Origin of the sequence: Bacillus spizizenii TU-B-10 (genome assembly GCF_000227465.1) — a bacterium.
GTDB classification, from domain to species: Bacteria; Bacillota; Bacilli; order Bacillales; family Bacillaceae; genus Bacillus; species Bacillus spizizenii.
Genome location: NC_016047.1, coordinates 3279326 through 3292054 on the forward strand (window position 1 = coordinate 3279326; position 12729 = coordinate 3292054).

The 12729-nt window shown below is 46.7% G+C and carries 12 protein-coding genes and 1 pseudogene; 4 read left to right on the forward strand and 9 right to left on the reverse strand.

All coding sequences use genetic code 11. The features are described from left to right. Positions 1-20 precede the first annotated feature (20 nt). A complete protein-coding gene (gene resA, locus GYO_RS38445; protein WP_014115056.1) occupies positions 21-560 on the reverse strand; it encodes a thiol-disulfide oxidoreductase ResA in 540 nt (179 codons plus the stop codon). 40 nt (positions 561-600) lie between these two features. On the opposite strand from resA, the gene GYO_RS38450 reads away from it, so the two are divergent. Next, the gene (locus tag GYO_RS38450) at positions 601-1314 is read left to right on the forward strand and encodes a cytochrome c biogenesis CcdA family protein (RefSeq protein ID WP_014115057.1); all 714 of its coding nucleotides are present in this window, start codon (positions 601-603) and stop codon (positions 1312-1314) included. Between the two features lie 38 nt (positions 1315-1352). Here the strand turns inward: GYO_RS38450 and GYO_RS38455 are convergent, their stop codons facing one another. Then, entirely contained in the window at positions 1353-1733 is a 381-nt protein-coding gene (locus GYO_RS38455; RefSeq protein WP_041521061.1) for a hypothetical protein, read from the reverse strand. Positions 1734-2815: 1082 nt separating this feature from the next. On the opposite strand from GYO_RS38455, the gene GYO_RS43525 reads away from it, so the two are divergent. Further along, positions 2816-2914, forward strand: a complete 99-nt coding sequence (locus GYO_RS43525) for a YjcZ family sporulation protein (protein WP_003222857.1) — start codon at positions 2816-2818, stop codon at positions 2912-2914. A gap of 310 nt (positions 2915-3224) precedes the next feature. Here GYO_RS43525 and pucE read toward each other — a convergent pair whose 3' ends face one another. The 7 genes from pucE to allC all read right to left on the reverse strand — a co-directional run bounded on the left by pucE (position 3225) and on the right by allC (position 11146). Then, a complete protein-coding gene (gene pucE / locus GYO_RS38465; RefSeq protein WP_014115058.1) occupies positions 3225-3746 on the reverse strand; it encodes a xanthine dehydrogenase subunit E in 522 nt (173 codons plus the stop codon). Next, on the reverse strand, positions 3737-5974 hold the full coding sequence (pucD, locus tag GYO_RS38470; protein ID WP_014115059.1) for a xanthine dehydrogenase subunit D: 2238 nt from the start codon (positions 5972-5974) through the stop codon (positions 3737-3739). Before pucD ends, pucE begins: the two co-directional genes overlap by 10 nt. Then, the gene (pucC, locus tag GYO_RS38475) at positions 5975-6808 is read right to left on the reverse strand and encodes a xanthine dehydrogenase subunit C (protein WP_014115060.1); all 834 of its coding nucleotides are present in this window, start codon (positions 6806-6808) and stop codon (positions 5975-5977) included. Beyond that, positions 6805-7422, reverse strand: coding sequence for a xanthine dehydrogenase accessory protein PucB (gene pucB, locus GYO_RS38480; protein ID WP_041521062.1), 618 nt, complete (start codon positions 7420-7422; stop codon positions 6805-6807). Before pucB ends, pucC begins: the two co-directional genes overlap by 4 nt. After that, positions 7419-8411 (reverse strand): XdhC family protein, encoded by a 993-nt coding sequence (locus GYO_RS38485; protein WP_014115062.1) that lies wholly within the window; start codon positions 8409-8411, stop codon positions 7419-7421. The genes pucB and GYO_RS38485 overlap by 4 nt, the downstream gene beginning before the upstream one ends. 229 nt (positions 8412-8640) lie before the next feature. Further along, positions 8641-9891, reverse strand: a complete 1251-nt coding sequence (gene pucG / locus GYO_RS38490) for a (S)-ureidoglycine--glyoxylate transaminase (RefSeq protein ID WP_014115063.1) — start codon at positions 9889-9891, stop codon at positions 8641-8643. A 16-nt stretch (positions 9892-9907) separates the two neighbouring features. After that, a complete protein-coding gene (gene allC, locus GYO_RS38495) occupies positions 9908-11146 on the reverse strand; it encodes an allantoate deiminase (RefSeq protein WP_014115064.1) in 1239 nt (412 codons plus the stop codon). Between the two features lie 557 nt (positions 11147-11703). On the opposite strand from allC, the pseudogene GYO_RS44185 reads away from it, so the two are divergent. Further along, positions 11704-11775 (forward strand): annotated as a pseudogene (locus GYO_RS44185) (hypothetical protein); the annotation flags it as partial. An 81-nt stretch (positions 11776-11856) separates the two neighbouring features. Next, a complete protein-coding gene (locus GYO_RS38505) occupies positions 11857-12723 on the forward strand; it encodes an endonuclease I family protein (RefSeq protein WP_014115066.1) in 867 nt (288 codons plus the stop codon). Positions 12724-12729: the final 6 nt, after the last annotated feature.

Consider the following 12729-nt stretch of genomic DNA (forward strand, 5'->3'; position numbering starts at 1 on the left):
TTAAGGGGTTTTTTGAGTTACTAAGATTTATTAGGTAATATATCTCTTATCCACTGGTCTAATTGTTTCATTTTCATTTCACCCTCATAGGTCCTTTCTATGGTTCCATTAGGATTTATAAAGACGGACGTTGGAAGATTAAAAATTTCCCATGATCGGTACACTTCCCCTTGCTTGTCTAAAGCAATCGGAAATGATAAGTCGTAACTTTTTATAAAATTTTTCACAGTAATGTCAGATTCTTGAACATTAATTGCAACTATTTCAAACTTATCTTTCTTATAATGATTATATGCATCTTGCATGGCAGGCATTTCATTTTTGCACGGTTCACACCACGATCCCCAAAAATTAACAAGTACAGCCTTTCCTTTAAGTTGTTTTAATTCAATGGGTTCTCCATTAAATTGAGCTAGTTTAAAGTTTGCCGCCGGCTTGTTGACTTGTACGGCTTCCTCGCTGTTTGCTGCAAATAAGTTTTGATACAGTGCAAATCCAATTGCCGTAAAAAGGAGAAACAAAATTAACATTCTAAGCAATAATCTTTTTCTTTTTTTCATGTCCTCACCTCTATAATTTTATTAAATAGGAGCTGATTCAATGGAAAATGTGACTGTATGGTTAGCTTTTGGTGGAGGGTTATTATCATTTATCTCACCCTGCTGTCTCCCTTTATACCCCTCATTCATATCTTATATTACAGGGGTTTCTGTCAATGAGTTAAAAAATAGAAATTCTAAAACACTTAATAAAAATATTGCTATTCATGCAGCATCATTTTTATTAGGATTTTCAATCATTTTTTACATATTAGGATTCTCTGCTAGTTCAATTGGAAGATTTTTCACCGAGTACAAAGATCTTATTAGAATGCTTGGCGGAATTTTTGTGTGTACAATGGGTTTTTTTTTACTAGGCATTTTTCAACCAAAATTCATGATGCAGGAAAAAAGATTTACTTTTCGAAGAGGCAAAATTGGCGTATTAAATTCAATATTAGTTGGCATCATTTTTGCAGCAGGATGGACTCCATGTATTGGCCCGATTTTCGGAACGATCATGTACGCAAACTTTAACAACCCAAACACGATAGATACTTTTATTAACGTAACCGGATATTCGTTAGGTTTTGCCATCCCTTTCTTTCTAATGGCATTTTTCATCGGAAAGGCAAGAGTGTTTCTCAAATATTCAAACCTGCTACTAAAGATAGGTGGAGGTTTACTTGTTATTATCGGCGTACTCTTATACACCAATAAAATGATATGGATAAACATATGGTTTTCAAACCTTACGACTTTATTTCAAAGTTAATATTAAGACGCCAAGCTATTGGCGTCTTTTACTTTGCATTATCTCACAGTAAGTAGGCCTTGACCATAACAACCTTTTTGACCGCCATTTTTCCCACAATATAACCTTAGTGAATATTCTGCCGCACCAGGATTTTTATAAGTATAGTCATAGATGGATGGAGAACTGGTTAGGTTACTGGTCCAAGCTTTACCGTTTTTGAATACAGTCAACTTAATCGTTTTATTGTTGAAAGGGAAAACACGAACTTGTAAATTTTGACCTGCTTTAACTTTAATTCTCTTCGTAGAGTTTGAAGTTTGTGATTTTTGGAGAATAGTCTCCACTTGTGAAGCTGCCGAAGCTGACTCTTGATGCACCATAAATGAACTGAATAAAACTGCACAACCAATTACTACAGAACCTAAAAATTTCTTCATGACTCTAACACCCTTTCGATTTTTAATATAATTTTACAAGTATGTAAAATACTTGAATATGTATACTCTATCATTTTTAAACACCATTATTCCAGAGGATTCTGTATTTTCCACAAAATATACAATTCTTCTACAAGTTCATTGATCATATATTATTGTGTTACAGCCCAACTATTACCGTCCGAAGTATGTTCAGAAAATTCAAATAGAAATTCTGATTTGAGGCGAGTTACCAATAAGATGCATTAAAAGGAGTCAAAATAGATGATTTTATACTTTTTAAAGAGACGAGATTAGGAGAATTTCATGATGTAACCGGAAAGGGAACGTGGATCTATAGTATTTCTTGGACATAATATTTAAGAGGAAGAAGTTGAGTTTGAACTCACCTTCTGAAAGGTGGTTAAAAGATGAAAAATTGGTGCATTCTTGATGAAAATAAAAGCAAAAGAGGAAATCATTGTTCCTACGATTTACCCTGACGAAGCTATAAACTTGAGATGGACATTACTATCGCCCAGAAAAATCTTATAGTAACCCTAAAAGGGAGCAACGCTTTCTTTTATTCATTATATTACAGAGTTTTCCGATTTATATGACCCATAAGTTTTTACAGTGCTATCCAACAACTCTTATACGATATGTATACCTTTCACTAACTTCAATAATGATTCAATAACTCCATAATAGTCGAGAAAGAAATAAGGGAATACCCTCTCGATCGTCTAACAGTATGAGAAATCAATTTTTACGTACGGCTTTTAAAAGCTAGACTCCCTTTTTCTACCATTCGATTCTTCTAGTCCTGCAAGCTGACCGCATAAATAATCCCGGTACACCCGCTCAAATTGCCTGCAACCTTTCTTCTATGCTTCACCTGTAGGGTGCGGGTTTTCTAAAAACAGCGTTTTGAGAGCAATCGTCATTCCTGGGGTGCAGCAGCATTTGAGATAGTGATTGATTATGCGTTCTCTCTTACACTTTTAGACAAAATATTCATTTTCTCTTTTTTAGACTTAAATCTATGTCGAAAATGATCGTTTGGCATATCTTATACTATCCTCACTAAAGGAGGTGGCAATATGGGTTACTCTAATGGTTATGGTAGCTCCTTCGCTTTAATCGTGGTGCTATTCATTTTGTTAATCATTGTTGGTACTTCTTTCTTTGGTGGTTTTTAAGCTTTAACTTTGCCTAGCACCTCCGTTTTATGAGCACCTCCCTGTTCGATAGACGCCATAAAAAATTTTTATGGCGTTTTGCTTATCTATCTGACACAAACGTTTCTTAATCAGGGAAATATAAACATTTTCTACAAATCTGCATCTTTAAAATATCCACAGTGTTCACCCTAATATGACCGTTTTGAAAATCTTTGTTCCCACTGGGTGAGTCCACAATGCCCCAGCAAGAGACCGGCAATTGATCCTTCGGCTGCTCTTTACATATGACAATTCGAAAATAAATTGATTAGACTAATAAGCCCGGCTTTTAAAAACCGGACTCCCTTTTCCCGCAGCTCAACTCTTTTCTAATCCTGCAAGCAGACCGCATAATCCCGCCATACCCGGTGCAGCGGCACAAATTCCCCGCCAGCCCTTCTTCTATTTCTTCATCTGTGGGATGCGGGTTTTCCTCGAACAGCGCTTTGAGGGCAATCGTCATGCCAGGGGTACAGTAGCCGCATTGGAAGCCCCCTTCTTCCAGGAAAGCGGTTTGGCAGATATCCAGTTCTTCTTTTTGAAGTCCCTCGATGGTTGTAATGGAATGGCCGTCCACTTGATAAGCCATGGTCATGCACGCATTGGCCAGCTTTCCGTCGATTAGGATGGAGCACGTTCCGCAGCGGCCGATTCCGCAGGACACCTTTGTCCCGGTCAGCTGAAATTCCATTCTAAGCAGGTCACTCAGACGTGTCGTAGGAACGGCTGCAACCTCCCGCTCCTGCCCATTCACGGTCATTCGGAACTGTTCCTTTTTTACAGGAAATGGTCCAGCTTCTTTTACGTCCATTGCTTCATCCCCTTTCTGTCTATCTCGTCAAGCAGCTCTTCTCTTGAAATCGGCAGCTTGTTTATCCAGCATCCGACCGCATCGTGCACTGCCTTTACAATCGCTGGGGTGATGGCAATCGTTCCGATTTCGCCTACACCGCGCGGGCCGTGGGAATCGCCTTCCATCAGCTCTTCTAACGCAGTCAGCTTCATTTCGGGAACATCCTTCACGCCGGGAATGATATACTGGTCGAGATTTTCCGCGGCATAACGGCCGTCCGTCATTTTCGCTTCCTCCATTAGTGTGTAGCCGAGCGCCATGGCAGCGCCGCCTTCGATTTGCCCCCGGTAGCCCTGTGGGCTGACAACCGGTCCTGCCGCAATGGCGTGCTCACAATCTATCAATTTGACATCGCCTGTTAATAGATCAACCTCCACCTCAACAGCCGCCGCGCCAAATGAGTAGAGAAAATGGCCGCCTACCACAGGATCAGGCGTTGTCGGAAAATCGAATGCTGTTTCCTCTACCAAAGGGCCTTCTTCAGCCAGCTCTCTATATGTCACCACGAGCTCCTTTGTGTTTTTGTCACGCAAGCCCTCGGCGCCGGGAATAAGGCTTTCCGCTGAACAGCCGCTCCATTCTGCCGCCCGTTTTTTCAGCTGAGAAAGAAACGGCTTCTTCAAACGCTGGATCGCGTGCCATACCATGCTTGTGCCGCGGGATGCTGTGGATGAGCCTGATTTTGGTACTTTTGCGGTATCCCCAATGACAATGGAAATATCTTCCGCAACACAGCCCAGCTCCTCGGTGACAATATGTTCGATTGCCGCTAGAATACCCTGTCCGCATTCTTCAAATCCGAACGAAGCCGTAATTTTGCCGTCACTTGAAAGGGACAAACGGCCTCCTGCCGCATCCATTCGTCCATACCCCAGCCCGCCGCCGTGCATTGTGATTGCCGCTCCCGTGCCTCTCCGTATATACCCGGAGTTCTGGTGTTTTCTTGTAAGAATGGGAGATTCAGAAATGGCATTCAACACCTGCGCCGCTCCGTCAGTCGGTGCAATCCGGTGCTCAAGCGGCCCCAAGTCATACGGTTTTCTGATATTTTTTCTTCTCAGCTCCAGCGGGTCGATGCCGAGCATGCCGCTGAGACGATCTAGATGGGTTTCGAGGGCAAATGTGATTTGGTTGCCGCCAAAGCCCCGAAATTCACCCGCCACCCCGTTGTTCGTAAACACAGATATCCCTTCAGTCCGGATATTTGGAATACGGTAAGGCCCCGCGGCGTGCTCGACAGAAAAGTCAAGAACAGCCGGTCCGAGTGTAGCGTAAGCGCCTGTGTCCGCAACAATTTTCACATCATGAGCCAAAAGTTTCCCCGCATGATCCGCACCCGTTTTTATCGTAATCTTCATCGGATGGCGTTTAATGCCAGAACGTACAGATTCCTTTCTGGTCTGATGAATTTTGACGGGAAGTCCGCTTTTCAGTGCTAAAAGAGCGGCATACGGCTGGATATTCAGCTCATCCTTCCCGCCGAACGAGCCGCCCATCGGACTCGACACAACCCTGATCTTTTCTTCAGAAATGTCAAAAATACGGGCAAGCTGGAAACGGTCTTTATAGCCATGCTGCGTTCCTGCATACATCGTAAAGCCCCCATTGTCTTCAGGAACGGCTACGCCTCCTTCCGTTTCCATATACGTATGCATCTGCCGCGGCAGCTCGTAGGTTTCTTCAAGGATCGTGCCAGATGCTTGAAACCCTTCTTCAACATCGCCGTGTGAAAAACATGCGCGATGCAGGATATTCCCGTCCTCGTGCAGTTTTTGCGCGTTCGGCCGAAGCGCTTTTTCTGGTGAATCAATGACCTCCAGTTCTTTATACTCAATACGAATCAGCTCCAGCGCCGCTTCCGCGATTTCCTCCGTTTCCGCAGCAACTGCGGCGACCGCATCTCCGACGTACCGTACCCTATCCGTACATAAAACCGGCTGATCAGGGATGACAATGCCAAATCGGTTTAAACCGGGAACGTCTTTATGAGTGACAACTGCCCGCACACCTTCCATTTCTTCAGCTTTCATGGTGCAAATCGACACGATCTCCGCATGAGGATAAGCGCTTCTCAGCACTTTGCCATACAGCATTCCTGGAAAGCTGAGATCGGTCATATATTTCAGTTCCCCTGTGACCTTTCCTCTTCCATCCGGCCTGATTCTTGACGGTTTGTTGATCATCATTTATTCCCCTCCCTCAGCCATCAGCTCTGCCATGATGACGTTGGCAGCGGCTTTTTTTCTGTATGCCGCTGACATAAAAGCATCTGCGGCAAACGGCAGCTCACGCATAAGCGTTTCGTAAAGCTCGTGCGGATTCCACCCTGACGCCATCCATATCGCTTCGCTTTCCATTAATCTTTCCGGTGTAATATCGGCATGGCCAGCGGCGAGGCTAATGCCGTCGTCTTTCAAAAAACGTCCAGCTATAACCGCAACAGCTCCAGTAAAAGCCTGGCGCCTCCCAAGCTTGCGGTAAAACACTCGCTCTCCCTCCGCACGAGGGATGATGACACGCGTAACGATGGCCGTTTCAAAGTCTTCATCTATGAGCCAATCGCCAAGCGGTAGCCTCATCAGCTCCTTTTGGTACACGATAAGCTCAGCATCAAGCACAAGCAGGAGGGGAAGCAAATCCCCGATTTTACTCGCGATGTTGCCGCCAAGCGTGGCCCGGCTGCGGATTCCGGGTGCAGCAACAGCGGAAGCAGCTTCGCTGAAACAACCAAGCGCACTCTTAATTAGGGAGTTCTTTCTGCATTCACTCAGTGTTGTAAGCGCCCCGATCGAGAGGTGGGTGTCACTGGCGCTGATTCCTCTCATCTCGTTGATTCCTTCAAGACTGACGAGATGCTGTTTCGGAAGAATCCCTTTGTCCCACTGAATCTGAAGCAGCGTGCTGCCCGAGACGGCACACACATCTGGTGCAAGCTGCTCCAAAAGTGAGTAGGCTTCATCGAGCGCTGCCGGCCTCCATAATTGAATATTCATCCTTGCTTTTGTCACTTGGCCATTCAAACCATCAACCTCCTCACCATGTCGTATTCCTCCGGTGTATCAATGTCTTTCAACTCCGAGCTTGCCTTTGCCTCCAAAACGGCTCCTGTTCCAAGCTGCCCGCTTTTCAGGAGACTGCGAGCCCCCTCATCTCCCTTTAACTCCTTTACATAAGGAAAACAAGCCGATGAGAAATAGATTGGCGGGGCGAACGCGCCTAAAGACGAAGACACGGCAAATGACTCAGGAGCCATTGCCACAAGGGCATTGAGATGATCAACGGAAAGCTGCGGCTGGTCGGCTAATAAAATGACAACCCCGTCCGCTCCCATGCTTTCTGCTTTTCTCACCCCGCTGCTGACTGAATGCCCTTGCCCTTTTTCAGCTTCTTGACAAACGTGCAGGCTCCAGCGTTTTCGAAAAGGCGGCGCGTGATATGGCGCTCCCATCCACTCATGGGAAGCACGTTCAGTTCTCTCGATGATCAGCACGTGATCAAGGCGGGACAAGAGAGCGGTTTTCAAAGAAAGCGATCCGATGGTTTCTCCCTTTAACGGCAAAGCCAGCTTGTTTTGCCCCATTCTTTTGCTTTTGCCGGCAGCGAGAAACACTCCGATCATATAGGGGTTTCTCATACAACCGCCAGCCGTTTTCTTGTTTGAATGATTTCCGCGACAACGCTGACGGCAATTTCCTCGGGGCCTTCCGCACCGATCTTCAGCCCGACCGGACTGTAAAAGTGAGCCGGCGGCTGTTTTTCATTCAGCAGCCGCTTCGTACGGTTTGCCGAACCCAACAGTCCGATATAATGAAGATTTTGAGAAAATAAGAAGTCGATGATCGCTTGATCGTGCTGAAAATGGTGGGTTGCCACAACAGCTGCATCATGCGGGTAAAACTGAAATTCACTGAGCATTTGTTCCGGAAAAGCGGTGATCAGCCGATCCGCTTTTGGGAATAGAGAGGATGTGCAATAAGCGGGACGCCAATCTGTCACGATAACAGAAAACCCTGTATCAGCCGCCAAATTGGCAAGCGGCACAATATCCGGCCCCGCTCCAAACAGAATGAGACGCGGCTTCGGTTCAATTCGCCGAATAAACATGTTGGTTGATGAATCAAAATGAGGTAAATGAAGCGTTGAAGCGGTACGTTGAATGTCTTGCAGAGGCGCGTCCGGCCAGTTCCCAAATTGCCCGTTCTCCGACAGAAATATATAACGGGAGGAGTCGAGCTGCGTAACGGCTGTGACAGCTTTGCCTGAATGAAGGCAGTCCCTCACTCTTTCATAGTGCCGTCTTTTTTCCTGAGTGATCCGCTCCGCATGAATATGAATTATGCCGTTACATCCGGCTCCCATGCCCCAGGAAAGATCGTCCTCCGCCCGCATGTCATATGGAATCAGCACTGACGTCAGCTGATCGCCCAGTTCACTAATTCTCTGGAGCAAATCTTCTTCCACACACCCGCCGCTCAGCAATCCGACCCGTTCGCCATTTTTCTTAAAGAGCATAGAAGCGCCTGCTTTTCGATACGATGAGCCTTCCACTTGAACAATTGTCGCAAGCACAGCCTCATCCTGATCTTCCAGGAGCGCATCTAACACCATGTGCAAATTTCCCAATGCTGCATCCCCCTCTCAAAAATCGCTGTAAGAAACAACAAGTTCAGCATGGTTTTATAGGTAACTTGTATAAAGAATAGATGATGGAAGGAGAAATGACTCATGCTTCGTCAGAAAATGCAACACAGAGAAAGAGGATTTGTAAAAAGAGTCAAACAAAGAAAAACAGATTGGAGAAAAAGCGAAATCGCATCACTAAAAAAGCTTGCGGCGTTCCGCAAGCTTTTCTTTATACCGCTGCCTGGCGGCCAGCGTTTTCATACACATCAAGCGCTGCCTGGAGGGCTTTTCCTGCTTCGATCCCTGCGCCATGTCTCAGCAGTACAGCCTCTAACCCGGCAAGCACGAACAGCACGTTTTCTTTCCTGCAGCTGTAGCCCATCGTGCCAATTCTCCAGATCTTTCCCGCCAGCGGGCCGAATGAGCTGGCGATTTCGATGCCGAATTGCGCCAACAGCATGTGGCGGACAGACTCGCCGTCAATGCCGCCGGGGATTTCTACACAAGTGACAACAGGCATTTTGCAGCTGTCATCTCCAAACAGCTTCAGCCCCATTGCCCTAATCCCAGCTGCTAATGCGGTCTCATGGTGGCGATGCCGCTCAAAACGGGCTTCAAGACCTTCTTCAAGCACCAGCCTGACACCCTCACGCAAGGCGTACAGCATCGTCGTCGCTTCTGTATGATGATTGAGCCGTCTTTCGCTCCAATAATCCTCAAGCTGGCTCAAATCAAAATAATTGCTTGTGATTGGCCGGTTTCCCGAAAGCGTTGTCCTGTCAGCTTGTGTCGCAATCCCGCGCTCCACCTTTTTACGCGCCGCAATCACATCCGCCACCCGCTCATTATATGTAATCGGCGCCATTCCCGATGGAACAGACAAGCACTTTTGTGTGCCGCCGATAGCCGCGTCAATCTTCCAATCATCGACTTTAACCCCGCAGCCGCCAATCGTCGCAACTGCATCGACAATAAACAATGCATCCTCGGCTCGGCAGGCTTCGCCGATGGCTTTTAGCGGGTGAATCCGCCCTGTCGATGTTTCCCCATGCACCATTGCCACAATTTTCGGCTTCACTTTTTTCATTTCCCGTATGATGTCATCCGGGTCAAAAACCGTTCCCCATTCACACTCAAGCGTATGAACATTCGCCCCATACCGTTCGGCAATTTCAGTCAGCAAATAACCGAAGCGGCCGTAAATTGGAATAAGCACATCATCTTCCGGCTCAATCACACTCGCAAGCACCGCTTCGATTCCCGCCCGTGAAGTACCGTCAATCGGATATGCCCAGCGGTTTTTCGTTTGGAACAGCTCCCGAAGCATCTCCATTGTTTCATTCATGATACCGGTAAACGCTGGATCAAATTGCCCAACAATCGGGGTACTCATCACTCTTAATACACGCGGATCAACCTCAACAGGACCCGGCGTCATAATCGTTCTTAACGGGGTACATAATTCTTTTCTGCCTGACACAGCCATTCCTCCTTTATCAATAAGCCAGTTTGTATAATAAATCAGTCAATGCGCGGACGCCGATCTCAAGCTGTCTGGCTGAAGTATATTCCTTCGGAGAGTGGCTGATGCCGCCGCGGCTTGGCACAAACAGCATACAAGCCGGATAGCACCTTCCGATCATTTGTGCATCATGCCCTGCTCCGCTCACCATTTCTTCACAGCTGATCCCGTTTTCTGCCGCTGTCTCAAAAGCCGCAGCCTTTAGCCTTTCGTCCATCGGCACAGGCTCTATCCGCATATATTCATCGATCATGGCGCGAATTCCTTTTTGATGGCAAATGCCGTTGATCAAAGCAGCCATATCTTCATGAAATTGCTCCAGCACGTGCTGATGCTGATGGCGAATATCGATTGAAAACTGCACGCGGCCCGGTATGACATTGGCTACATTGGGCTCTGCCGTTATTTTTCCGCATGTCAGACGAAGCTCATCCGGCTGCTCTTCCGACCGCAGCAGCAGTTCATGAATGATGCGGCTGCTGGTTGCAAGCGGGTCCTTGCGCCATTTCATGGAGGTGGTTCCCGCGTGATTGCATTCCCCCTCCAGCGTGACGAGATATCGCCTCTGCCCCGCAATACTTGTCACAATGCCGAGATCCCGTCCTGACATTTCCAATGTCTTCCCCTGTTCAATATGAAGCTCAACAAAAGCACTGATATCTGTCCTATACGCTGACTGAAACACGCCTTTGCCAAAGCCGTTCTCATACATCGCAGATTGCAGTGAAACTCCTGATTCGTCTCTCGGTTCTCCCGCATCCTGTACTGAAAAAACGCCTGTCATATTCCCCGATCCCCAATAGGTCATCGGGAAACGGCTCCCCTCCTCCTCACATAAGGAGACCGCTTCGAGTGTTTTTTTCGGCGCTCCGTACGTTTCTTTGAGCTGCTTGATCGCCAGCATGGCCGCAAGAACGCCGTAAGCGCCGTCATACTTTCCCCCATTGATGACAGTATCGATATGTGAACCGGTTACAATCACTTCATCCGGAGACTGGGTGCCCGAAAGCCTTCCAAAAACATTGCCGACATCGTCGAATCTTGTTTCAAGCCCGAATGAAGACATTTCCGTTTTGACTGCGAGCTGCGCGTCCATCCACTCTTTTGTATACAAAAGCCTCGTTACGCCGCCGTCCGCAGATGCGCCGTATTGGGCGAGCCATTCAATATAATCTGTGATGCTGTTTTTGACTGATAGCTTCTGCTTTTCCATGTACTCCCCCCTCTGGCCGTTATGGTGACTTCATTATAGAAGGAGGAACTCGATAGTTCATTGACAGAATAACCAAAAAAACGTTTATTTTTTAGTCACAGTATCTATCCAGCACCATAGCAACCAGAAACCTCCCTACCTCGCAGTGCCATTTTCATGTAAAGTCAAAAGAAAACACAGTAAGGGAGAGAGCCAAAATGCAACAATGGATTAAAGACACAGCAAGAGGAAAAAGGGGGTCAAAACACCTTTCATATGAACAAGCCAAGCTTGCGGGAGAAGCGATGTTTTCCGGTAAAGCAAGCGATGTGCAAATCGCGGCATTTCTGATCGCAGAACGGATCAAAACAGAAACGTCGGACGAAGCAGCAGTGGATCAAATAATGAGCCAGGCCGGACAGGCAGAAAAAATCAAGGCGATTCTCAGCGGCAGCGAGGAAGCCGGATTAGACTATGAAAGAAAGCAAGTCATCATGAATGCGGGACTGCGTTACTATTTATTCGGACATACCACATCAATTGAAGAAGGAACAGACCTTGCCAAATCTCAGCTGAAGCAAAAACGGGGCCTAAAGATATTGGAACAGTGGATATCTGCCTCCTCCAAAGGAACTAATTTACAATTTTAAAGAAAAATATACAAAATGACACTTCTATCCTTGATTTCATTTTTAGATAATAGACATGATCTGATAAAAGGAGGGCAAGTGATGACAAAAAGAACAAGGTTTCTGCCGCTCGTCTGTGTATTACTGATTTCTGGATGGTTTGCGCCCGCCGCATCAGCAAGCCCGCAAACCGCATTGAGCCTGAATGACCGATTAGCGTCTTCCCCTTCAGGAACCGTGGGCCTTCTCTCATTAGCCGCTCCCGCTGCACCCTACACTGACACAGATACCTATTATGAAGGGGCTGAAGGAAAAACAGGAGAATCGCTAAAAAGCGCTCTGCACCGCATCGTTAGCGGACACACGATGCTGTCCTACAGCGAAGTATGGAACGCGCTGAAAGAAACCGATGAAGATCCGGCAAACCCGAATAACGTCATCCTGCTCTATACGAATGAATCGCGGTCGAAAAACCTGAACGGCGGCAATGTCGGCGATTGGAACCGCGAGCATGTCTGGGCGAAATCTCATGGCAATTTTGGTACAAGCAAGGGACCTGGCACCGACATTCACCATTTGCGCCCGGCTGACGTTCAAGTCAACAGCGCCAGAGGAAATATGGATTTTGACAACGGCGGCACTGAATATGCAAAAGCGCCGGGAAATTATTATGATGGAGATTCATGGGAGCCTCGCGATGATGTAAAAGGCGATGTGGCGCGCATGCTGTTTTACATGGCTGTCCGTTACGAAGGTGATGACGGCTACCCTGACCTTGAGCTTAATGATAAAACAGGCAACGGCTCAGCCCCTTATCACGGAAAACAATCTGTCCTGCTTGAATGGAATAGGCAGGACCCGGTTGATGACCGCGAGAGAAAAAGAAATGAAATCATTTATGAGAAATATCAGCATAACCGCAATCCATTTATTGACCACCCTGAATGGGCTGACGACATTTGGCCGTAAGAAAAA